18 protein-coding genes and 2 pseudogenes are annotated in these 22819 nt (G+C 66.7%); 17 read left to right on the top strand and 3 right to left on the bottom strand.

Annotated features, from left to right (window positions below):
* Position 1: 1 nt before the first annotated feature.
* The 13 genes and pseudogenes from ABTY04_RS15395 to ABTY04_RS15335 all read left to right on the top strand — a co-directional run bounded on the left by ABTY04_RS15395 (position 2) and on the right by ABTY04_RS15335 (position 16647).
* Positions 2 to 649 carry a hypothetical protein gene (locus ABTY04_RS15395; protein ID WP_352213866.1) on the top strand — a complete coding sequence of 216 codons (648 nt, stop codon included), beginning with the start codon at positions 2 to 4 and terminating at the stop codon, positions 647 to 649.
* Positions 646 to 1512 (top strand): protein kinase domain-containing protein, encoded by an 867-nt coding sequence (locus ABTY04_RS15390; protein WP_352213865.1) that lies wholly within the window; start codon positions 646 to 648, stop codon positions 1510 to 1512. The genes ABTY04_RS15395 and ABTY04_RS15390 overlap by 4 nt, the downstream gene beginning before the upstream one ends.
* Positions 1513 to 1622: 110 nt before the next feature.
* A complete protein-coding gene (locus tag ABTY04_RS15385; protein WP_167347301.1) occupies positions 1623 to 1766 on the top strand; it encodes a hypothetical protein in 144 nt (47 codons plus the stop codon).
* Positions 1767 to 1877: 111 nt separating this feature from the next.
* Complete coding sequence (locus ABTY04_RS15380) at positions 1878 to 2789, top strand: aKG-HExxH-type peptide beta-hydroxylase (RefSeq protein WP_352213864.1); 912 nt, start codon at positions 1878 to 1880, stop codon at positions 2787 to 2789.
* Positions 2790 to 2791: 2 nt separating this feature from the next.
* A complete protein-coding gene (locus ABTY04_RS15375) occupies positions 2792 to 4081 on the top strand; it encodes a serine hydrolase domain-containing protein (protein WP_352213939.1) in 1290 nt (429 codons plus the stop codon).
* A gap of 368 nt (positions 4082 to 4449) precedes the next feature.
* Positions 4450 to 5676 carry a helix-turn-helix domain-containing protein gene (locus tag ABTY04_RS15370; protein WP_352213863.1) on the top strand — a complete coding sequence of 409 codons (1227 nt, stop codon included), beginning with the start codon at positions 4450 to 4452 and terminating at the stop codon, positions 5674 to 5676.
* A 59-nt stretch (positions 5677 to 5735) separates the two neighbouring features.
* Positions 5736 to 6989: a restriction endonuclease-related protein gene (locus ABTY04_RS15365; RefSeq protein ID WP_352213862.1), complete on the top strand. Its 1254-nt coding sequence runs from the start codon at positions 5736 to 5738 to the stop codon at positions 6987 to 6989.
* Positions 6986 to 10288 (top strand): hypothetical protein, encoded by a 3303-nt coding sequence (locus ABTY04_RS15360; RefSeq protein ID WP_352213861.1) that lies wholly within the window; start codon positions 6986 to 6988, stop codon positions 10286 to 10288. The genes ABTY04_RS15365 and ABTY04_RS15360 overlap by 4 nt, the downstream gene beginning before the upstream one ends.
* 169 nt (positions 10289 to 10457) lie before the next feature.
* On the top strand, positions 10458 to 13364 hold the full coding sequence (locus tag ABTY04_RS15355) for an RNaseH domain-containing protein (protein WP_352213860.1): 2907 nt from the start codon (positions 10458 to 10460) through the stop codon (positions 13362 to 13364).
* Between the two features lie 135 nt (positions 13365 to 13499).
* Entirely contained in the window at positions 13500 to 14186 is a 687-nt protein-coding gene (locus tag ABTY04_RS15350) for a DUF488 family protein, N3 subclade (RefSeq protein WP_352213859.1), read from the top strand.
* An 85-nt stretch (positions 14187 to 14271) separates the two neighbouring features.
* The gene (locus ABTY04_RS15345) at positions 14272 to 15090 is read left to right on the top strand and encodes a DUF8758 domain-containing protein (RefSeq protein WP_502996640.1); all 819 of its coding nucleotides are present in this window, start codon (positions 14272 to 14274) and stop codon (positions 15088 to 15090) included.
* A 303-nt stretch (positions 15091 to 15393) separates the two neighbouring features.
* Positions 15394 to 15579 (top strand): annotated as a pseudogene (locus tag ABTY04_RS15340) (CorA family divalent cation transporter); the annotation flags it as partial.
* A 729-nt stretch (positions 15580 to 16308) separates the two neighbouring features.
* Complete coding sequence (locus ABTY04_RS15335) at positions 16309 to 16647, top strand: glycosyltransferase (protein ID WP_352213858.1); 339 nt, start codon at positions 16309 to 16311, stop codon at positions 16645 to 16647.
* On the opposite strand, the gene ABTY04_RS15330 is transcribed toward ABTY04_RS15335, so the two are convergent.
* The 3 genes from ABTY04_RS15330 to ABTY04_RS15320 all read right to left on the bottom strand — a co-directional run bounded on the left by ABTY04_RS15330 (position 16644) and on the right by ABTY04_RS15320 (position 19964).
* Positions 16644 to 17639, bottom strand: coding sequence for a phosphotransferase (locus ABTY04_RS15330; protein WP_502996646.1), 996 nt, complete (start codon positions 17637 to 17639; stop codon positions 16644 to 16646). The two genes, ABTY04_RS15335 and ABTY04_RS15330, sit on opposite strands and share 4 nt — an antisense overlap.
* 347 nt (positions 17640 to 17986) lie before the next feature.
* Positions 17987 to 18478 (bottom strand): SLATT domain-containing protein, encoded by a 492-nt coding sequence (locus tag ABTY04_RS15325; RefSeq protein WP_352213857.1) that lies wholly within the window; start codon positions 18476 to 18478, stop codon positions 17987 to 17989.
* Positions 18465 to 19964, bottom strand: coding sequence for an RNA-directed DNA polymerase (locus ABTY04_RS15320; RefSeq protein WP_352213856.1), 1500 nt, complete (start codon positions 19962 to 19964; stop codon positions 18465 to 18467). The genes ABTY04_RS15325 and ABTY04_RS15320 overlap by 14 nt, the downstream gene beginning before the upstream one ends.
* Before the next feature lie 589 nt (positions 19965 to 20553).
* On the opposite strand from ABTY04_RS15320, the pseudogene ABTY04_RS15315 reads away from it, so the two are divergent.
* The 4 genes and pseudogenes from ABTY04_RS15315 to ABTY04_RS15295 form a co-directional block, all read left to right on the top strand.
* Positions 20554 to 20739: pseudogene (locus ABTY04_RS15315) on the top strand (CorA family divalent cation transporter); the annotation flags it as partial.
* Positions 20740 to 21069: 330 nt separating this feature from the next.
* A complete protein-coding gene (locus ABTY04_RS15305) occupies positions 21070 to 21243 on the top strand; it encodes a hypothetical protein (protein WP_352213951.1) in 174 nt (57 codons plus the stop codon).
* 158 nt (positions 21244 to 21401) lie between these two features.
* Positions 21402 to 22046, top strand: a complete 645-nt coding sequence (locus ABTY04_RS15300; protein WP_352213855.1) for a phenylalanine--tRNA ligase beta subunit-related protein — start codon at positions 21402 to 21404, stop codon at positions 22044 to 22046.
* Complete coding sequence (locus ABTY04_RS15295; protein WP_352213854.1) at positions 22043 to 22786, top strand: hypothetical protein; 744 nt, start codon at positions 22043 to 22045, stop codon at positions 22784 to 22786. The genes ABTY04_RS15300 and ABTY04_RS15295 overlap by 4 nt, the downstream gene beginning before the upstream one ends.
* The last annotated feature ends 33 nt before the right edge of the window (positions 22787 to 22819 follow it).

Below are 22819 nucleotides of genomic sequence, written 5' to 3'. Positions count from 1 at the left end.
CGTGCTCCTGGCCCTGGAAGGCATAGCCGGCGCCGGAAAGAGCACCCTCCGCGACCGGCTCCTGGCCACCGCCCACGCCGAGGGCATCCCCCTCAGCCACATCGGCCAGTTCTCCTGGCTCTCCCACTCCGCCACCCGGACCCTGATCCGCCTGCGGGCCGGAACAGCGGGTGACGAGCAAGAGGCCATCGAGGCCGCCGCCCAGGACCTGTCCCTGCACGCCCGCTTCAACATCGCCACCGCCCTCACCGCGGGCCCGGTCCTCGCCGACCGGCTCACCCTCTCCACCGCCTGCCTGCTCGCACTGCTCCACCAGCAACCCGTCGACGCGTACGTCGAGCGCCTCGCCGAGCAAGCCCAAGCCCGTCCGCAGCTGACCGTTCTACTGACCACCGAGCCCGACGTCTGCCACGCCCGCATCACTCGACGTACGACAGAGCGCCGCTTCACCGAACAGCGCGAGACCGCCACTCGGCTGGCCGACCTCTACAACGAGGCCGCCGACGCCTGGACCAAGGCCACTGGCCTTCCCGTGCTGAAGCACCCCTGCACGACCCATGCCGACCTCGAAGCCCTGGTCGGCGGCTGCATGGAGGACCTCGGATTGGCCGGCAGTCCCACGGCCACGAACAAGAAAGCGAGCCGATGAACCTGCACCCGATGCATCCCGCAGCCTGGGTCCTCGATCAGCTCCGCGCGGACGGCTGGCGCATCAGCAATCTCCTCGCGTTCACTCGGGCCAGCACCTTGGTCAGAGCGAGCCGCCCCGGCCAGGAGGACGTCGTGCTGAAGGCGGGCTTCGGCAGCAACCACGTCCTGGCCGAGCTCGACCCCGGCGAGAAGCCCGCCGCGTACGGCTTCTACTGGTACGCGCAGATGACCGAAACCGAACGCGCCCTCACCCGTGAAGACTTTCGCCACGAGGCGGAGCTGACCGCCACCGCTGGAGGAACCGATCACATCGTCCCTCTGCTGGAACAGGGCAGCTCGGAGCGGTTCGACTGGTACACCATGCCTCACTGCGATGGCGGAAACTTCCGGACCTTCATGGCCTCGTCGAAGGACACCGGCAAGGGCCTCGGCATCCTCGCCGACGTCGCCGACGGCCTGGACAACCTGCACCAGCGCGGCATCGTCCACCGCGACGTCTACCAGGAGAACATCCTCATCGAGCAGGACCGGGGTCTGATCACCGACCTCGGAGCCGCCCGCCGCCTGTCCACCCCACGCGGGCCTGAACACCGCGGCCCCGAGGTCCACTGGCCGCCGGAGTACCTCACCGGCTACCACGAGGCCACCCCGGCAGCCGACGTGTTCAGCCTCGCCGTCCTCGTCTACCGCTACCTGTGCGCGGACATCCCCCGCCTGGCAGGCCACACGAAGCTGTCCCTCATCCCGGAGCCTCTGCGCGGCGTCGTGACCGCGGCGCTGTCCGACGGCGTGGGCGATCGGCCCGCCATGAACGACCTGCGCATCGCGCTCCGCACCGAGGCCGACCTGCACCAGCGCTGACAACGCGAGGGAGCCCTCATGCCCAGGGCGAGATCTCCGCCCCTTAGCCGGCACCGCAGCAGTGCAAGCGCACGAGCCGAAGCCACCGAGATCGAAAGGCGGAACACCTCATGAACCAGGACCGCATCGCCGACTTCCTCGCCAACGTCGAGGACCTGCGCGGCGAGGACGAGACCGTCCGTACCACCGCCCACACCTCCAGCGTCTCGGCCGAGGGCTGGCCGGCGGCCGAGGCGGAGACCACCACCGCCTGAACACCCTTAGCCGCTCGGCGCTCTGAGCGCCGCCGGTGAAGACCCCCGGGGCCGGGCCGCCAGCACCTGCGGCCCGGCCCCGGGCCCACCATCGAACAGGAGAGCCGCCTTATGCACACCCTCGCCGACCTCTTCGACCTCCCGCCGATCGACCGCCTGCATCACGAGCGCACGCAGCGAATCCACGCGGTCATCCGCCCCGAAGTCCAGGAGCCTCAGACCAGTACCAGTACGGCGGCTGACTACTGCCTGGCCCACCACGCCCTCGAAGGGGCCGAAGCCGCCGCCCGCGCCGGCGATGCATCGACCTTCGAGTGGTACGTCGCCCACCCCGGCGCGGGTGCCACCACGGCCTCCGTCCCCACAGCGGTCGGCGCCCGCGTGGTCGTCGCGCCCACACTCGCCGACCTGCCCCGATCCGCGATCTCCGAGACGCCCTACTACGTCCTGGGCCCCGGCACCGAACCCGCCCAACCCCACCTGTGCCACCTCGCGGCCGACGCCTACGCCAGCGCCGCAGCTGCGGGCTTCGGCGACCTGCTCGCCGCGCATGCGGTCGTCCTATGCCTGCTGCGGACGAAGAACCTCGGCGAGACCCTCGACAGCTGGACCATCAGCCGCCTGCCCGGCACGGTCTTCATGGACCACGTCGACGACCCGGTCGTCCTGGCCCTGGACCTCATCCACGAGGCCGGGCACAACTGGCTGAACGACGCCCTCGCCGCGACGGGAAGCAAGATCAGCGACGCCGCACGCTTCCACTCCCCGTGGAAACAGACGATGCGGCCGGCATTCGGCTTCCTCCACGCCTGCTGGGCGTTCCCGCTGACCATGCTGTTCACCGCCCACGCGCTGAACAGCACCACGGGAGACCTGCACCGGTTCCTGGTCGCCTACCTCGATCAGCAGCGAAGCCTCCTGGCTGGCACCGCGACCGATCACGCCCGCGCGCTGGAGCTGATCAGCGACGACGGTCTCAGCCACCGCCTCGCTGCCGCCCACCACCAGGCCCTCGCCCTGTGAACATGCCCCGCGACGAGCAGCCCGGCCTGTCCCTGCTGGCCCACCGGCCAGACGAAGAGCCCACCCTCCTCCACACCGGTCTGGCCAGCCTCGAACACGGTCTGGCCATCGGACCGGACACCACCTTCAACGTCGGCTCGGTCGCGAAGCAGATCACCGCCCACCTGATCCTGCTCGCTGCGCGTGACGATCTCCTGCGCCTGGACCAGCGGGCCTCGGACCTGCTGCCCCGCCTCAAGATGAGCGATGTCACCGTCGCGGACCTGGTCACCCACCGGTCGGGCATACGCGATGCCGAGTCCCTGCTCTCCCTCGCCGGCTTCCGGGACCTCGACCACTACACGGCCGACGACCTGCGAACCCTCGCCTACCGCCAGGATCAGCGCGCCGTCCCCGAAGGCCGCTTCCTCTACAGCAACACCAACTACCTTCTCCTGGCAGAGATCCTGGAAACGGTCCATCGCACCACGCTGCCCGACCTCGCCCGGCACCGCATTTTCAGCCCGCTCGGCATGCACGCCACCCACTTCAAGACGGACCCGCGCCAGGTCATCCCCAGAGCCGCATCCGCCTACCAGGCCATTCACCAAGGCTGGCAGCACACAGAAGCACCGGTCACCCTGCCCGGCCCCGGAACCCTATGGACCACCGCCGGCGACCTCGACCGCTGGCTCACCCACCTCCACCAGCACTGGCAGCACCCCCACCAGCTCCCCTGGCAGGAAACAGTCGCCTACGAGCCCAGCGACCACGAGCCCTATCTCTACGGCCCCGGGCTCTACGCCGACGCCCGCCCCGGCCGCATTGCCGTCTTCCACTACGGCCACGAACAGGGCTTCTCCGCCGCTGCCCACGTGGAAGCATCAGGGCTACGCGTGATCGCCCTGTCCAACACTGCCGGGCTCTCGGCCGACCACGTCACCGCCGCCATCCTCAGGGACCTGCACCAACAGCCGACCCTGGCTCCGAAGGAGGCCCTCGTCCGCGCAACAGCCCGGGAACGAACCCCAAGCACTGCCATACGAGACCAGCCCGCGCCCAACGACCGCGACCAGCACACGGAGGTCGGCACCTTCACCTGCGACCAAGTACCCGGCAGCCTGCGCCTCACCCGCAGAGCCGACACTCTCCACCTGTGGCGCCGAGGGACATGCGACCAGCTCACCCCCACGGGCTCTGGCACCTACGTCGGCAACGGCCACACCCTCACCATGCCAACCAACACCGACCAGGTGGACCGCTTTGCCCTCGACCTCGACCGCGCACCCGGACTCACCTACATCCGGCAGTAGTTACCGTCTCGAGGCACCAATCTGGCTTCCCCATCAGATGAAGAAGACCCCGCCGACCGCAGCGACTCAGTGGTGATCGAGTAGTGGCGACGCCGGCCAGCGCTGCACTGCCATGCGGGCACTGGTCGGACCGGAGCACGGCGCCATCGCCTTCACACTGACTGGGGTGGGCGTGGACTCGAACGACTGTCTCAGCGTGAAGCTCGGTGCTCGCTGAGGCTCAGCAGAAAATCCGTCGAACTGCGGCAACGGCGCACTGCAGCTGCTGGTCGCAGCGGCGCGATCTCCAGATCGGGCGCCTAACCTCCATAGCGTTCGAGTCTGGATGGTGGTTGCTCCGGCCCGTCGACTGCGTTTTGCTGGGAGGCATGGCACAGTCCCTCACCCCTCAGGCTCTGAAGCAGCAGCGTGGGTTCCGAGGTATGAGCGTGAACGAGCTGGCCGAAGCCACTGGTGTCTCACCTGCGTCCGTACGCCGCTGGGAGGCCGGAACACAAGCTGTAGGCGACCGAACTTTCGGGCGTCTACTGAAGGTGCTGCGCTGTGATGCGCAAGATTTGACTGCAGGCGAACGGGGGACCGAGACGCTGCAGGATCTGCGCCGTCGGGCGGGTATGAGCACCGCCGAGGTCGCTTCGCTGCTTCGCCGCAAGCGAGCATCGCAAGGTCTGCACATCAGCGCTGAGAAAGTGCGTGATCTTGAGTGTGGCCGCCTGGTGCGCGGGCGGACTTGGCTGTCGCCCGAAACCCAAGGCCGAGTGGCACGGATGCTGGCCCAGGTCTACGGAATTCCTGACCGCGTAGTCATCGATGCCTGGCGCCGCACGCGCCCGAACGACGCGGCCCCCGAGCTTCCAACTCGTCGACCTCGCAACGCGTCCGGGAGAGCACTGACAACCTGGTGTGAGCTCAACGAGCGGCAGCGCAGCTACCTGACGTGCATCTTCCACCAGGATCAGGAGGAGGAAAAGGAACAGCGCCGAAACCGCTATGCGGGAGCGGTCCAGCAGCCGGCTGCAGCATGGCGACGGCTGACCTTGGCACTCAGTGCCCCGGCCGACCTTGTCGGCTTCACCCGTATCCAAGAGCGGCTCCGGGAGGCCGACATTCACGATCCGGGGGCCGGATCCTCCGTGAGCGCGCTGGAGAGACGGGGGCTGATCACTGTCTACCGGGACCGCCTGTATGTCGATGGCATAGGAGAGGTTCCACGTACACGCGTCGAGATGACGCGGCATGGCCGAGCGGTCGCACGCGCAGCGCTCGGGGTTACGCCGGTTCCAACACCACCCGCAGCACTACTGTCGCCGTGGCTATGGAAAATCGTGGTTCGTGTCGCGCGGGCAGGGACGCAAGGTGTGGACGGCAGCCTCGCCGGACGGGGACCGCACTACCTTGCCGTCGGTCAGAGCCCCGACGGGCGCACACCCAGCCGCGGTTTCATCGTTCTACGTCTCCCTGACGGAGCGGACCACGGACCCTACCGCTGGTTCCTCACCGATTCCGGAGGACGCCATATCAAGGACCACATCGACACCTACCGGTCTTTGTATCCAAGCGTCGACATTGATTCGATCGAAAAAATGTTCACCTGATCATCCGATGGAGTGACACCAAGGTCCATTGTCAGTGGGGTGTCGTAGCCTCCCCACCGATGATGCGACACGGAGACACGACCACGGTCCAGCAGACCCATGTCCTGCTGGAAATCGTCAAGGCATTCGCGGTGTGTGAACACGCGGTGGCCGCCGGGGAGCTGACTGGCCCCCGGCGTCTGGACCGCCTTATGGAAGCCCACGGGATTCTGATGGCCGCGTGTGGCCCCGGACACCACATCCCCTTCGATGAATTGATGGGCAGACTCACCGGTGAACGGGCAGGGTCCCTCGAGCGGTTGCTGCCCAAGTGGATCAACGCTGAGGAGCTCGCCGGCGTACGGCTCTTGGAGAGCGACGGCGTCGCAACCGAGGACGGCTTCGACTTCCGGCACGAGGCTCAGCGTGTCATGCGCGCCGCGGAGAAGGTCGGGAAGTTCAGCGGCCAGGTCACCAAGCCCAAGCTGGATGACGAGTACAGCCAAGAGTCCGTCTTCAGCGCGATCAAGGGCCCCTTCTACGAGAGGCACCGCAGGACGCTGGTCGAGAACCCGACCGTGCCGAGGAAGGATCTGGCTACCCTCAACCTGCCTTCCCGGGCCAACGACTTCTACCGCCCTATCGCTCAATACGCGCAGTACAGCGGCTGGTGGTGGCCCTGTCCGGCCTGTCAGTGGCCGATGAAGGTGACGACAGACCGATCCAGCGGGCGCATCCGCGGCCAAGTACGCTGCCTGTACCCCTGGCACGATGAGACAGGCGCGTCGTATGAGTTCGTCGTGACCACTCGCCGGAAAACGGCACCCGAGCTGCACCCGACGTTCGAGTGCCGAGTGCCGTCGGGCCGCTTCGCCCCGCTGTGGACCGGTGCCGTTCCGCTCGTGCCGGAGGCCCGAGCGGTGGCGGATACGGTCGTGCTCGTGCGGCCCGTGTGGCGATACACCGTGGTACCCGGACTTCCCGAGCTGGCCCTGCATCGAGCAGTCTCGGCCAGCCTCGAGGGCACGCCCTGGACGTCGCACCTGTGGCCCAACGGGGATCAGTGCGACCTGTGGATCACTCATGCCGACAACGATGAACCCCGGTTCATGGCCGACTTCAAGGACTACACCTGGTCCAACCATCTAGTCAGCAAACTCGACCTGGACGGCGGTGACCGAGGCGGCGCCGAGTATTTGGTGGTGCCCGACCATCGCAGGGAGCAAGTGGACCAGCTCGATGTGGTGTGCCGCAGACACAGCATGAAAGCGGCGATGACCGCGACGGAATACCTGGAGATGGTCATTAACCAGGCCAAGGGGGGCCAGGCATGAGCGGCGACATGACGGGCACGGAGGCCGGCCTCGCCGGAGCACTTGCGCTGGCCGCCCACTACTTCCCACGCAAGGACGACGAGGGACACGTTCTGGCCGGCTTCGAGGAAGCCACGTTCTTCGCGCACCGAAAGCCGCAAGCCTGGTCCGAATGGGCGAACTTGCCCACCAGTGAGCGAAACCTCATCCGTCAGGTCATGACCTTGATGGCCCAGGAGTGGACGGATCCGAAGAAACTCCGGACCTCGGTGCTCGCCATGCTCGGAGTCCTGTCATCAGAACCGGACATCGCCGACCGCTCTGGAGGCTCGCTGCGTTTGCCGCCCGGAGATCCACACCTGGCGGACGCAGCGATCCCACGGATGGGGGGTGACTTTCTCGGCTACGTACAACGCGTCACCGGCCCCTTCTTCACCTTCGGCAAGCGCCCCAAGGCCCAGGCGTTCGCCGGCCCGGGAAAGCTGAAGACGAGGACTGCCTACCTGGGCCCGGAGCACGGCACGACCAGCAGGGAGATCTTCATCCCGGCCACGCCCGACTTTCGGGAAGCACCCGGACATGAGTTCCTGCCTCAGGTGCACACTAGGCCACCGCGTGACCGGGTCGCACCGACCGTGGAGCAGCTCTTGGAGGTCGCCAAGACGCTCAGCGGGCAGGACAAGAGTGTCCGCTACCTACACAAGGTGCTCAAGCGGTTCTTCAAGAGCATGAAGACGACGACGGGCGCGATGACCGAACTCGACCTGACTGCCGGCGATCTGCAGCTGCTAAACGCTCCCACGGGAAGCGGCAAGACCGTCCTGGTGAGGGTTCTGGCCTCATGGGCTGCTCTGAACGACCGGCGCATCGCTCTCGCCGTCACAGACGTCCGGGCCACCTTGGAGATGGCCTGGGACATCAACAACGACCTGACCTATCTCCACAAGATCAAACGTCTCACCGAGCCCACTCACTGCACGCCGTTGATGTCCCCGTCAAGCATGCACCGGCGCGCCATGGACTATGCAGCCCTGGGCACCTCCACCCAGATCGACGAGTGGGACCGTCGCGCCAGGACGGACATCGGCCTTCTGTCGACCGGATGCGCACAGCGCGCGCTGATGGACCCGCCCACCCTGTACCCCTACGGGGAAGAGAACTGCACCTCGTTGACCTCAGAGGCCAGCGGCTCCAACCGGCTGACCTGCCCGTTCGCACCGACGTGCGGCAAATTTCAGCAGTTCTATCGGGCCACCAACGCGGCTGTTATCGTCACCAATCACGCAAACCTACTCGAAGGACGCACTCGCATCGGTGTCGTGCTGGACGGGCAGGAGTTCCGCGGTCAGGCGCGCGGCACCCGGGGCATGAGCGTCCTGGAGATGACCCTGCGCGCCTGCGATGCCCTGGTGATCGACGAGATCGACGCCTTCCAGACAGCAGCGATCAGCCGCTGCACTTCGGAAATCACTCTCGCCTCCCGGAAGAGGACAACCGCACTGCGGGAGATCGACTCCGACGCGAAGAACCTTCCTGTTGTCCACGAGATGGGGCTCGTCTCACCGGTCAGCCATGCCCGCCTCATGGCCGAGATGCTGCTGCTGTGGCTCTGCTCCGGACGTGGGCTGAAGCTGAATCCCGGCAACGAAACGGACGGCCCCGACGGCGCCGGCCGCGACAACACCGGCTGGCGGTTGGCCCACTCACGGGACCGCGAGATCCTCCAGGTCCTCTTCCCCGAAGCGACTGCGGCCGAGGACATCCCGCCCGAGCTGTTCGCCTTCCTCAACGAGATCATGCCCGCCCGCTGGTACGGCTCCGAGCCGGACGAGGAAGAGTTCGACCTCCCCGAAGGCGCGGACTGGGACGCCGTTCGGACCGCCCTGATCGCGCTCACAGCGCAGCGCGGCCAGGACCACCTCACGGACACCCGCGACGAGATGCGCAAGCTTCTCCTCGGGCTCGTGCCCGACGCGCATCGGCAGGCTGCTGTGATCAACCTGCTGGTCACCCGGACGGTACTGCGCGAACTCGACGGCGCACTCGACGAACTGCGCGCGCAGGCACAGACCCTGCGTTACCTGGACCTGGGCTCGGTCCGCAAGATCCTTGAGACCATGCGCAGCAGCACGGTGGCCACCCTGTACCCCCTGGCGATGCTGGGCCGCTCCATCCACGGCTACCAGGTCAAAGGCATGGACAACAAAGAGAAGGAAGCCGAGCTCCTCTCCCGGTCTTTCGGAGGCGATCCGCATACGTTCGTTTCCGAACTAGGCGGCCTCACATCGCTGTTGACCGCGGGCGTGCAGCGGCCCGTCATGGGACTGTCGGCCACCGCCTACCTGCCGCAGGCCGTGCAAGAGCACATCCACGCCCCGGTGCGATGGTGGCTGCCCGATACACGCCCCGAATCCATCGTCACCCTCGCAACCCCCGTACGCAGTGGCGCCGGCGACGCGATGCGTATCGGTGGTCTGCCACCGGAACTGAAGCCCAACGCCCTTCGAGATCTCGGGCGGGGTCTCTACGAGCAGCAGCTCGCCCGACGCCTGACCCACCTGGAGAAACGGGAGCCGGAGCGAGCCCGTGTCATTCTCACCGTCAACTCCTACGAGCAGGCCGCCCACCTCGCTTCCGGAGTGGCGCAAGCCGACGGTCTGAACCACCGAGTCTGCCTGCTCGTGAAGAAGGCAGAAAAGCAGAACTACGAGGAGCACCTGCCTCCTCACGTGGACAGGATGGTCCGCGAAGAACTGAAGGACTTCCCCAACCGCGGGGAAATCCTGATCGCCCCCCTCGCTGTCATCGGACGAGGTCTGAATATCGTCGTAGGCACACGCTCCGCCGTCCGCGACATCTACCTCTGCGTCCGGCCCGTCCTCAGCATCGAGGACACCGACTGGATGCACGCGAGCGTCAACGCCGCCGGCATCAACACCCTCCCCGTCGGCGGCAGCGACACCCCGCTGGCCGAGTTGCGCAGCGCCGGGGAAGCCTCCTGGAAGCAACTCTCCAAGATCCTCCGCTCCCCGGCCCGGTTCTCCAACATGGACCACGACCTGCGCAAAGAACTCGTCGCAGGAATGCTCATCCTGCTCATCCAGCTCGCCGGACGAGCCCGCCGCGGCGAAACCGACATGACCCTGCACATCGTGGACCACGCCATCCACGACCAGAAGTTCAGCTCTGACCTGGCCACGATCATCAAGCAGATCTACGCCGACTGGAACCCCGAGCAGCGCTCAATCATGAATGAGCTCTACGGTCAAGCACTTCAGGCATTTCTCACCTACGCAGGACTCGATCGCGAGATGCTCTGAACGACCTACATCTGCCCCTGCCCTCCCGGGTGCAGGTGGGGGCTGCTTTCCCTGCCCGGCAGAAAAGCCGAGAGAAGAGGTAAGACCGTCCATGGGGCGTCGCAGCACTCAGCGGGATCTCACCGCACACACCACATCGATCAAGTGCACCCCACAGCTCCTGGACGGCATGACCGCCCTGGTCTGGGACTTCGGTGACTACCACTCGCCGACGCGCAGAGCCTGGCGCGACCTGGGCAGCACGGCCACCCGCAACAGCAAGCGGATCGCAGGGGTACAGGACTCCGACCCTTTCCTGATTCCGTACTCCATCGCGGTCACCGTTCTCCAGCAGATCACCGACGGGTACGTGTACCTGGACAGAAACCTGGCGTTCATGGTGACGCTCAGCCCCGTGGAACCCGGCGTCCTCAAGAACGTCTTCACCTACCTGGAAGGGATCGTCCGCAAGGTCCCTCTCGACGAGATCCCGTTCATGGACGAGCCCGCCCTGGCGAAACTGGTGGCCGGCGTCACGCCGCAGTCGCTCAGCCTCGCCGAGAACATCCTCGCCCAGCAGGACGGCAGGCCAGCTAGCCCTGACAGCTGGGCCTATCAGGCGGTGAAGTGGCATATCGCGAAGAGGCTGGCCGCTGAACCCCTCTTGGACACGGAAGTGGAGCCGATCCGTGAGCCGTATGAGACGAAGGACGGCGTGACGAAGGAACGCATCGTCGACTGGCAGCCGTCCACCAACACCGCGGCCGTGTACTACAAACCCGACAGCGACGGCGACCTGATCGCATGGGACCACCCCATCGGCCCGCTCTTCGCCTCCCTGGCCCACCCCGTCAATCTCAGTGAAGCTGCCACCGCCCGTCCCAAGGACCCTACGAGGGCGCAAGTCCAGTACGCCATGTCCCGCGTCTCGGTGAAGATGGCCACCTACACCGCCGAGCCCAACCCCGTCCTGAACCTGAACGCACACATCCGCCGCGTCAACAACACCGTGGTCCACGCTCGCACTGCCTTGCTCGATCAAGGAACGCAGCGCCCCCTGCTGTCCCTCTCTCTGGACGGATGGGGCCTGCGCGAGGCGAACAAGCACGCGTTGGAGATCCTGGCGAAACTCGACGCCGACCGGACAGCGCTCACGGCATTGGAGGAACGCGTTGTCGACGAACGCCACCGCCTGAACCTCAGGGACGAAGACGGCAAGAGGATCGACATCCTCACACCCGCGCCCGGCACCATCCGGCCGACCATGCCCAAAACGGACTCCTTCGCCGTCGGTACCGGCGCCGGCATCTACCAGCTCTCCCTTCTCCAGGACCAGATCCGGCGCGCCTTCGGCGACACCGTCTCTCTGCTGGAGCTGAAGTCGAAGGGGAACGTCTTCGGCAAGCGGCCCCACGAACCCGCCACCTCGATGCAGGAGAAGGAGAAGAAGAAGCGAAAGAGCGACGGGGATTACATCGACCTCATCGGCAATCCCTCGCCCGACAGCATCCGGCGCTCCATCGAAGCAGCCAGCTACACCAAACTCCGCATCCTGTGTCTCTGGTACCGGGACGAGACCCTCACGCGCATGATCCATGGTCTCGCCCACCCCTATGGCCTCGATCCGAAACACATCGACCCCGACCCCACCGGAAAGGACACCACGCCTCTCGCGGAGGGCATCGAGGCAGTCTTCTGCAACGCCGAGACTCTGCTGAAGCACGGCCCTGGAAAGGAGAGGGCCTCGGACGCCGAGTCCCTCCTCAGCCAGTTCGCGGAACCGGGCGTGCTCCTCGCGGCCTGGTGTGAGACGGAGCTCCCCGTCCGCGGGGAAGAGCACGAAGGCATGAAGCCCGCCGAGGTGAAGTCCGCCCTCGCCGAGAGTGACGCCAAACACCAGGTAGTACGGGAGCTCGCAAAGGCCGCAGTGCCGTCTCAGTTCTTGGTCGGCCGCACCTACGACCCGTTCACCAAGACGTTCAGCACCGTCAAGAAGCCCGCTGCTGCGTTCGAAGACCACCGCGTCTACATGGGCCAGCTGGACTTGTACCGATCATGCGGCGTGATCGACGACCGGTTCGAGCGTGCTCTCTACCCTGAAGACGACCCCTATCCGGTGCCTCGCATGGCCTTTGTGGGCATCCATGTCCGCAAGCAGGCCACCGATCGCAAGTACAAGGGACAGCCCAAGAGGATCATCACCGCCACCGCGGTGATCCCGTCCAGCAGGGCCGGCGAGACCTGGCGCATGCTCGGTTGGAGCAACATCCACCCGCAGTGGGAGCACTACGCGCGGGCGCAGAGCAATTTCCATGCCTCCAACTACCCTCTGCACACGCAGGACGGCCAAGGTGAAATGCAGCGTTGGGCACAGGCCGGCGAGGACGTCCGTACCGCCCTCCAAGACCTCAGCGACGAGCTCGATGGGCTCCCGTACGCACTGATGATCGACGGCCACGCCAGCCGTCGCGTGTGGCCGGGCCTGCACAACAACAAGCAGGGCCTCACCCCGGACCCGGACGATTCGCGCCTGTGGCTTCCGGGGAGCGGCCTGCCCGCTTCCTGGAACCCCGTCAGCATCATCCGCATGAATTGCGCGCAGGCCGAGATGCCGCGACTCGTATCCGTCACCGAGAAGCTGAAAAGCGGCACCACCAAGCCGCTCAAGACCTCCAGCGACCTCTACTACCCGGAAGATCGTCCCGAAGGCCATCCCTGGTTCCTGTTCACCGAGCCCCGCAACTACGGTAAGAAGCGCCACGGACAGTGGAAGACCCGCTGGCGCGCGGATCCGGGCAAGGCGTCAAAAAACGCTGACGAGCGCAAAGAAAACGAGCTCAACTCTCCCTGGTACAGCATGACCACGCGCGAAATCACTCCCATGTACACACACCGCGGATACGAGCGCGAGGCCCTCGCCGTCGCCGCAGCCCGACTCAGCCACCAGGCACTCTCGTGGTCCGACCGAACCCGCTACCCCGCGCCACTTCACGCCGCACTGCAGATGGACCTTGGCCATCCCCAGTTCCGACGCTCCGAACCAACGGACCGCGAGAGCATCGAGATCCTCAAGGAAGCCTGCGGCACCGATGCATAATCCGGCATCGGCCCAGCCGTCGAGAGGGTGTCGTCGCCACCATGGACCGCCTCTCACCACGGCCGCCGACCGATCGGGGTGAAGCTGGCCGACACCGTGGAAGCGCCTGGCCCGGGAACGTTAGTATCACGGCCCATGGCTGCGCCCCCTCTTGAGTACACACCGGACCACGCCAGGGCCCGGGCCCTGGCCCAGCAATTACGAACCCTCCGGGAGGCCAGAGGCTGGAGCCGCGAGCGGCTGGCGAAGGAGGCCGGAGTCCAGCCGAGAACCCTCGCCCGGGTAGAGAGTGGCGGTGCGATCCAGCCAGGTTTCTTCACGATCGGCGCGCTGGCCGCGGCCCTGGAGGTCTCCCTGGACGACCTCTTCCGTCCGACCACGCCAACACATGGACTGTGGTCCGCCGGCTACGAGGGACGGGACATCGATTCCTTCGTGGCCTCCCTCGTCGAAAGCCGGATCGACGTCGTGGCCGACGTGCGGCTGACCCCGATCAGCCGCAAGCCGGGCTTCAGCAAGACCCGCCTCGGACAGGCACTCGCCGAGGCCGGCATCGAGTACATCCACCTCCGTGCCCTGGGCAACCCCAAGGACAACAGGGCGCCCTTCTGGGATGGCCGCCTCGGCGTGGGCCGGGCCCGCTTCCGCAGCCTGCTGCGGTCCGACGAGGCCCAGGCGGACCTGGACCGGCTGACCGAGCAGGCGAGCCTGTCCCGCGTAGCGGTGCTGTGCTTCGAGCAGGACGAGAGCCGCTGCCACCGCCATGTGGTGCTGACCGCGGTCCGCAAGCGCATCGAGGTACCTGTGGTGCCGTTGGCCTGACTTCGCCCCTTTACCCCGCACGCGCCCTTGTCCAAGGCGGCAGTCCCCGTCCAATCTGACGAGGTGTTGGGCGAAGGGGGACGCCGTGACCGGAGCATGGCAGCGCGCACGCATCATGATCACCGTCAAGACCTATCCCGAACTGTCCACCAAGTATCGGGAGACCAGCTGCGTCGCCGGCATACGACTGGACCAGGGAGAACCACAGCACGTACGGCTCTTCCCGGTCCCCTTCCGATTACTGGCTGCGCAAGCACAGTTCGCCAAGTACTCGGTCGTCGAGGTCGACGTCCGGACGCATCAGGGCGACCGGCGCCCGGAGAGCCTGCGTCCGAATCTAGACACCCTCAAGGTGCTCGACCGGATACCGCCCTCCGACGGCTGGCGGCAGCGGTACGCACACGTGGAGCCGCTGGTCGCGCCCTCGCTGTGCGGCATCAAGCGTGACCAAGAGACGAACCGGACCTCGCTCGGCGTGTTCCGTCCGGCCGAGATCACGGGCTTCCGGCTCGCTCCCGCTGAGCCTTGGCCTGCCTCCAAAGCTGCAGTGGCCGATCAGATGGACCTTCTAGACCAGGACCTCCGCCGCCTGGAGTGGGTTCCCCTGGAGTTCCGCTACGCCTTCCGATGCTCGGACGACAACTGCCCCGGCCACGACATGGCGCTGAGAGACTGGGAGGCCAGCGAGTCCTACCGAAAGTTCCTGCGCAAGTACGGTGAGGCCGACGTCCGCGAGAAACTGCGTGAGCGCTGGTACGAGCGACTGGTCACCCCGAAGCGCGCCGTACACCTCTTCGTCGGCAACATCGCCGCCCATCCCAGGACCTTCATGCTGCTCGGCCTCTTCTACCCCGAACGCTCGGTGGTGGCGGGCGGGATCCAGGAGGGCTTGTTCTCTCTGTGAACGAGCCGTCGCACCCAACCGCGAGCACCGCCCGGCAGACTGCGGCCGCCTGCTCCTACCCCGCTACCACTACGTCGCGTAGCCTGTCCTGACGCGCGGATCACGGTCCCGACCAGCGGCGATCCTCCTTCCGAGGCAGCCTCCGCTGGGGAGAATCTGGGGAGAATGAAGCCCCGTTGGGGAGCGGCTGGGGAGAATCGACCGCGTAGGGCAGCAGGGCGAAATGGCCGGAAAGACGGATCACCGCAGCTCAGAGCCTCTCTCCAGTCGATTTCCGCAGGTCAACGGTGTGAGGGCCAGGACTTCAAGAAGATCTCCAGCTGGGCCGGCATCCTCTTCGCCCCCACCCTGGTAGGCACCATCTACGGCATGAACTTCGAAGACATGCCAGAACTCAAATGGGCCGGCGGCTACCCCTTCGCCATCGTCCTGATGGCCGTCGTCTGCACCAGCCTCTACGTCATCTTCAAGAAGCGCGACTGGCTGTAGCGCCCCACCCCACGAGCTTGATCGACTTAGCGCAAGCGAACCACAGATCAAGCCCTTATGGGCCCCGTGGGGAGATCGTCCGGGCCGGGTGGCAGGTCGTCTACCTCGGCAGCCCTCAGGCCCCCTGGAACGGGTCCGCCCAGATCGGCCATCTGCGCGCACACCTCCAGGCCCACGGAACCGTGTGGGAGGAAGGCGACAGGGAGGTCCGCTACCGGTGGAACGGCGTCTCGTGCCGAGCCGTGCCGCAGGACAGGGTGGAGGCGACGCTGAAGGGCCTCCTGACCGAGGCCCGGCCGGATCTGGTGGTGACCTCGCCGGAACAGGCGGCCGACCTGGCCTCGCTTGCCCGCCGGTCCTCCCGGGTCGCCGGATGGCTGCACTCGGTCTCGGCCAACAGCATGGGCGTCCTCCACGGCCGACCTCACGTCGTCCTCGCCACGTCGAAGTTCGTCGCTGGACGTGCCCAGGCCCACGCCGACACGGAGGTGGTCGTCTTCTACCCGCCCTTCGCGCCAGCCGAAGATACGGGGACCGTCCTCGTCTCGGGGCGCGGCACAATCGGTCGCAGCCGCGGGGGCGTGCTGATGGTCAACCCCATACCCGCCAAGGGCGCGGCCCTCCTACACCAGCTGATCCGCCGCTTGCCCGCCCGCCCGCCGGTTCACCCTCGTCGAGGGTTGGTGGGACACGGCCAGCGAGTTCAACGCGTACCCGAACGTGCACTGGGTGCCCCGCACCTACGCCATGTGCCCGATCTACGCCGCGAACGACCTGCTGCTCGTGCCCTCCCAGGTCGAGGACGCCTTCCCCCGGGTGATCGTGGAAGCCGGGCTCCACGGCGTCCCCACGATCGGCTCGTCCCGCGGCGGCATTCCCGAGGCGGTCGGGGACGGCGGAGTGATTCTCCACCCCGACGACGTGGACGGCTGGCTGCAGGCGATCGAGTCGGCCGACCGGACCGGCCTCGGCGCGAGGGCCCGCGCCGGGGCAGCGCCGCTGGTCCGGCCGTGCCTGCCCGAGTTGGCTGCCGCCGGACTCATCCCGGCGGCAGCAGCCGCCGGCTAACGGGCCCCGTAGGCGGCTTGCACCTCGTCGGCGCGGTCGGTCCACCAGTTCAGCAGGGCCTCGTCCGTCAGGAACATCTCGCCGAAGGCAGGGTCCTGGCGGTCGAGGTAGAACTCCAGCTGCCAGAAGTCGGTCAGCCGCTTCCACCACAGCCGCTTCACCGCATCGACGAGGTCACCCTCGGACAGATCGATCACTGACCGGTATCCGGAACAGAATGCGGCGACACGGTCGAGGTCGAAGGCACCACCCACCCCGAACTGCACCTGCGCGGTCCGCGCGACCTCTTCCCCGTACGGACGGACACCGAGCCGGTCCCAGTCCAGGACCGCCACCACCCGGCCGTCCCGGCGCAGCAGGTTGCGGTACTGGAAATCGCCGTGCGTCCACCCGTAGGGCCCGGTCGGCACCTCGCCGTCCGGCCGGGCATCGGCGTACCGCGCGAGAAGGCCGCGGCGTTCGTGCAGGGCCTCGGCGGCGGCCTTGTCGAAGTCCGTCACCGGAGCGGAAGGCAAGCGGCTCAGGAGACCAGCAGCCGCACGGTCGGCCTCGGCCACATCACGGACCTTCGCCACCGGCGCCTGCTCCGGGACCGGGCCGGGACCATGCCGCCGCAAGCCCTCGTGGAGGCGGCCCAGCAGAGCACCGAGATCGCGCACCTGGTCGAGCGGGAGATCCGTCCCTTGGAGGTGCTCACCGTCCACCCACGGCAGGACGCAGTAGCCGTGACCACCGACTTCCGCCACGAGCTCACCGTTGGCCGCCCTCAGCGGCCCCGGCACGGGGATGCCCTCGCGAGCCAGATCCACGAGGACCGCAAGGTTCCTGCGGACCTGCGGCAGAGGAACATCGGTGATCTCCTTGAGCGCGAACACTCCAGCAGCGGTCACAAGCCGCCAGTTCCGGTTCATCAGGCCGTGGGCAAGGAACCGCCGATCACTCACCGCGCCCAGCCCGAACGCGTCGGACAGGCTAGGCAGCACTGCCGTCAGAGCATCTTCTCGATTCGTATCCGTCACCCCCAGCACGGTACGCCGACGCCGAATCACGCACCCGAATTCGTCATCCAGGTCGCCGCAGAGAGTCGGAAGGAGATGCGAGCCGGGCCCCCTCCACCACCGGCTTACCTGACTCCGCCCGTGGCGGAGCCGGATCCGCCACGGCCAACGGCCGAACCGATGCCCCGCAAGCGCTACCGTCATCGCCGGAGCATCAAGGCGGCCGGGGCTGTGATCGATTACGGGACAGACCGTTGATGCTTCATAGACCGTCGCCGTGTCGTGGGAGCCGGTTGGGGTCCAGCCTCCCAGATGGGGACCTTCGGTGTGCTCGGCGGCTGTTACTCTGCCGAGCCTTGCTGTATCCGCTGGCGCGCCTTGTCGTAGAACCTATTCCCCATTGGGGTGTCGGTGGAGGTGATGCGTACATAGTCTGCGCTCAGCTCTCGGGTTCTGGCTTCGAGCACAGCCAGGTCGGAGGCTTCGGTCATGAGGCTGATCTCGGTGTCTGCGCGGTGCTTGAGTGCGGTGTAGGCACGAGCAGACGCGAGGTGATCAGCGGCCTTCTTCGGCGAGCCCAAGAAGGCTGCGGTGGCGGCAATGGCTCCGGCAACGGCGCCGAGCCCACTGAAGAACACTCCGGGGCCGACCTTGACCGCGGCCAGGAAGCTGGAGACAGCGGTCACACAGGCAGGGATGAACACCATCAGCCGCCCCCACTTTTCGGCACTCTTAGCCGCCTCGAAGTAACCCTGGGCGCTGTAGAGGCAGTTGCCATGAATGCGCTTCAGCTCAGTCTTGACGCTCTCGAACTGCGTGTCAGAAGTAGACATAGGGTCCAATCCGGGGCGGTCTTATGTAAGGTTCAGTAGCAAGGAAGTTGCAAAGCCATACCATGCCGGGAATGGAGGCCGTGATCTCATTGCGGTAGCGGGTGGAGAGGTAGCCAGCCTCGTACAATGCGACGAGTACGGCGCGCCGGACGGCAGCGCTGGTTTCCCCCTCGAATCGATGGCGCAGCAACTGCCCCTCGGCAATAGATGCATTCTGTCCGATATAGCGAGCGGCAAACTCGCGGGTATAGTCGACCCTGTTACGGTCCCCTAGAACAGCCCACGCCGCTTCTTTCACTCGTTCATCCTTGAAGCCCATGGCGATGAAGTAGCGCAGGACACGCTGCTCAATCAGAGGGTGGGCGGCGCTGTGGCTGGAGTGCAGAAACTGAACCAGGGCGCTTTCGACCTCCGGGGATCTAGACTTAGCCGCGTTAAGGTACTTGAACACGTGCGTGATGGCGTGCGGGAGACGAGTGAGATTGTCCAGACACCAGCCGACCGCGCGATCGTCTCTAAGCCAGCGGAGCTGACCGAGGATGAAGCGGACCTGGTTACCATTAAACTTTCCCTCCTTGGAAATCTCCTCGAAGTAGGTCACGATATTATCCCGAGCGCGCGGACGACCGTATCTAATGGCACCAGCGAGGGAGTCATGCCGAATGTCGGTTTCACGTTCCCGGGCGTCCTGGGGGTCGAGGATGACGGTCTTACTGGACGAGATAGCGAGCCTTCTGGAGCGCAGTTGACTGTTCACGCCGAGGAATAGATCGCGCAGCTCGCTCCAGTCGGGGTGGAAGACCTTGATGTCGTCGGAGTAGCGCAGGAACCGGGCGCTGTTCTGGGCCAGGTAGGAATCGACAGGGGCGAGGTAGAGATTGGCGAGTATGCCAGAGGCGTCCGGCCCTTGAGGCAGGCCCCAAGCGTGGTTGATGGTCTGAAACCGGGTGAGAAAGTCGGTGATGTGGCCGGCAGCCCGACCGTCGCCACCGAGCGCCTCTAGATCGTCACCGAGGATAGCCACGTCGATGTGCTCATAGAAAGCCGCGATGTCGAGGTAGGCAACCCTGAGCGAAGTGTCGGAGCGGATAGTTTGCAGCGACTTCGCCCGGTAGGACTGCCAGTTGGGCCACCATCCCTTGGGCTCACCCTTGAAGCGGTCCCATCGGTAGCTGGAGACATCGGGGTGAAGATGCCGGTCGATCTGATCGGCGATGGTGAAGACAAGAGCGTCGTAGATAAGCCGGTCTCGGGTGGAGAATCGGGCTACCGGCCGTACTGTCAGATCCGTCTTGGGGAAGTCGATGATGCTGGTGCTGTCCGGGCCGCACTCGCCGTCTTCGATGGCATGCTCCAGCGTCTCACGGTAGCCGCGTTCCCACTGGTGCCAAACGTCCTGGTACCCGATGACGTCGGGGACCTCTGATTCGGCTTCTCCCGCTATCAGGAGATTCTTGGCTTTGACGAGTCTGCCGGAAAGGTCCACTGTCCCCCTTTGTCGAATCAAGGCGCCCCACCAGGATGTTATCCGGGCGGGGCGTGAACTGGCCCATGGCCTGACACCTTGTGACCTGTCCCTCACCAGCAGGTGACGGTGCAGGTGCAGACGATGCAGCACATGGCCTCGCTTGTCTCCCACGAACGACGGCAGCGCCGCCCACAGAACCGACCGCGCGACGTACGAGCGGGCGGTGGCCGACGAGTTCAGGTTGTACGCTGTTTGGCCCGGGGAGTGGTCCTGCCATCTTTTCGTGATCGACGATCCCAACAGATTGCCCAAGGCAGTCGCGGGGGATCGGTTTCGCGAGCGGAGCAAGGTCGACCCCGACGCAGCGGCCGACCCGACGCGGTGCGCAGCCCCTCTCACATGCCCCTCCGGAGCTCCCTCCCAGCCGCGACGGGAACGGGCTGCATCTGGGGAGAATCTGGGGAGAACGAAGCCCTGTTGGGGAGCGGCTGGGGAGGATCGGGCGCATCAACGGGTAGCACAGCGAAAGGGCCCGAAAGGCGGATCGTCGCAGGTCAGAGGACCTATCGGGCCGGTTTCCGCAGGTCAGCGGCATGAGGGTGACAACTTCAAGAAGATATCCTCCTGGGCCGCCATCCTGTTTGCACCCACGTTGGTGGGAACGATCTACGGCATGAACTTCGAGACGATGCCGGAGCTCCACTGGGCGGCCGGCTACCCCTTCGCAATCCTGTTGATGGCAGCGGTGTGCGTGAGCCTGTACGTCATCTTCAAGAAGCGCGACTGGCTGTAGCCGACAGATCGGAATCGCTGATCAACTTCGTGCCAGCGAAGGTCGTGGTGCCGCTATTCCAGGGCCCTGGGGAGGATCTGGGGAGAATGTGCCGCAACGGGGAGCCCTCCGGCAGGCTGCACACGACCTCGTCCACAGCGGGCCCGCACTGGGCCGGGGCGAGGGCGGAGCCACCACCGCCATGCTCACCGACATGGCGTTCTTCGCCGCCACCACAGCAGCCAACTGGCATGCCAAAAAGCACGACGCCCAGCAAACCGAGGCCGCCCGTCGAGCTGCTTGCCGAAGCCACCCGGCTCCGGGAGCCGGACACCGCCGCCTCCATCAGCGATGTCCCGGTCTGGCGCCTGCGCCGCAGCGCTCACCTGCGCGCCGCCCCTCAAGGCCCGCCTGCCCGCGGCGACCGGCGCACCCCGTCTCCGGCACATGCGGCACGGCAACCTGCTGGAGACGACCACCGTCCCGGACCAGCCGTCGCCCCGGGGGCCGGCGGTCCTGCCGTGAACGCCGGCCACTGGCAGTCGACGGTCGACTCGTGGTGCCATCCGTCCACATAGTGGGACTGGCCTGGACTGCACAGTCTCCGGTGGACTTGGGGGGGCCGCGTCCGGCTGTTGGAATGATCAGCGAGATGCGCCCGGCAAGTGAACCGGAGAACCCCTTTGAAAGCCCCAGCACTGAGCGCAGGCGAGAAGCCGTCCGGAGCGGCCGAGCTGACCCGTTTCGCCGCCGTCGTGGCAGCGGTGGATACCGCGGCTCTCAGCACCCTGCTCGAACTGCGGCGCCAGGAACTGGCATTGCAGTCCGATGATGTGTTCGAGCGTGCGTCGAAGACCGCCGAGGTCTACGCCCGGTGGTTCGACGCCCACGGCGTGACCTGTCCGCTGCCCGGCCAGATCGCCACGGCCCGCCGCAAAGGACTGCCCGTGATCGGGCCTGCCGTCGATGCCCTGCTGTACGCCGAGCTGACCAGCGGCGTGCTGATGGGCGTCCAGGACGCCGACGCCATCGACGGCGACCTGCACTTCGACTGGGCGGCGCAGGGCGAGACCTTCGCCGGTTTCCGCTCCACCGTCACCTGTGCCCAGGACGAGCCCGTCGTCCGGGACGGGGCCGCGATCGTCGCCTCCGTCCTCCAGGGTCCCGACCGCCGGACCAGCGTCACCAAGAACTCCCGGCACCTGGTCTTCACCGTGTACGACGCGCCCGGCCTGGGTGCCGAGGACTTCGACGGCGCCGTACGGCTGCTGCGCGATCTCCTCAAGGACGCCGGAGCAGTCCCAGACGTGCTGGAGGTGAGACTGTGACCGGCACGACCGGCTTCCCGGGCGCCGGCTGCGAGGAGCTCTCGCAGGAGCCCCTGCCCAGCCGGCACCAGCGGCGCATCCTGATATGCGTCGGCGAGCCGGAGGCGGGTGGGCACACGGGCGGGCATCCGGACGTGTACGCGGCCACGGCCCGCTGGCAGCGCCAGTACGTCGGCGGCGTCTACGTCCGCCTCTCGGGCACCCCCGAGCAACAGCGCGCCGTCGTGGCCCGGTTCATCGCCGCGGGGTGCACCCTGCAGGCCACCCACTTCTACCGGCCCGCGGATGTCCGGGCACTGGCGTCGCTGGCCCGGCAGCTCGAAGCCCTCCCCGCCGAAGCCCTCCCCGCCGAAGTCGTGCTCACTGAGGGCGAGTTCGAGCGTTGGCGGGTCGCGGAGCTGCTGATGGTCGGCGCGACCGACGTCGTCGGACCGTACCCGCAGCGGTACATGGCCGCCGCGCGGGCCGCGGCCTCGTTCGTCAACGACCGGCTCGGCGAGGCCTGGCTGGCACTGCCCATGGTGACGAGGGCCGAGGGGACGTCGTATGCGGCCGGGGGACCGCACGCGCACGGGGGGCAGGGGAGCCGGACGGGCTTCACCCGGGACGAGCTGGAAGACCACTTCGCCGACACGGCGAGGGCACTGGCGGCCGAGACCGAGAGCCGCCTGGAGGTCCTGGGCCGCCTCCCGATGCACGGAGAGACCGTTCCGCGTTCGGCAGCGGCCCTCTGCGAGTGACCCGCGGCCCCGCCGACCCGCCGCACCACGTAA

The sequence above is a fragment of the Streptomyces sp. NPDC097981 genome (genome assembly GCF_040302565.1).
In the GTDB taxonomy this organism is placed as follows: domain Bacteria; phylum Actinomycetota; class Actinomycetes; order Streptomycetales; family Streptomycetaceae; genus Streptomyces.
This window is presented reverse-complemented; position numbering and strand designations above follow the sequence as displayed.

Coding starts and splice junctions, on each gene's coding strand:
- ABTY04_RS15375 (WP_352213939.1), top strand. CDS start 2,792: ATGCCCCGCGACGAGCAGCCCGGCCTGTCCCTGCTGGCCCACCGGCCA.
- ABTY04_RS15325 (WP_352213857.1), bottom strand. CDS start 18,478: ATGTCTACTTCTGACACGCAGTTCGAGAGCGTCAAGACTGAGCTGAAG.
- ABTY04_RS15350 (WP_352213859.1), top strand. CDS start 13,500: ATGGCTGCGCCCCCTCTTGAGTACACACCGGACCACGCCAGGGCCCGG.
- ABTY04_RS15355 (WP_352213860.1), top strand. CDS start 10,458: ATGACCGCCCTGGTCTGGGACTTCGGTGACTACCACTCGCCGACGCGC.
- ABTY04_RS15370 (WP_352213863.1), top strand. CDS start 4,450: ATGGCACAGTCCCTCACCCCTCAGGCTCTGAAGCAGCAGCGTGGGTTC.
- ABTY04_RS15385 (WP_167347301.1), top strand. CDS start 1,623: ATGAACCAGGACCGCATCGCCGACTTCCTCGCCAACGTCGAGGACCTG.
- ABTY04_RS15390 (WP_352213865.1), top strand. CDS start 646: ATGAACCTGCACCCGATGCATCCCGCAGCCTGGGTCCTCGATCAGCTC.
- ABTY04_RS15305 (WP_352213951.1), top strand. CDS start 21,070: ATGTCCCGGTCTGGCGCCTGCGCCGCAGCGCTCACCTGCGCGCCGCCC.
- ABTY04_RS15360 (WP_352213861.1), top strand. CDS start 6,986: ATGAGCGGCGACATGACGGGCACGGAGGCCGGCCTCGCCGGAGCACTT.
- ABTY04_RS15380 (WP_352213864.1), top strand. CDS start 1,878: ATGCACACCCTCGCCGACCTCTTCGACCTCCCGCCGATCGACCGCCTG.
- ABTY04_RS15365 (WP_352213862.1), top strand. CDS start 5,736: ATGATGCGACACGGAGACACGACCACGGTCCAGCAGACCCATGTCCTG.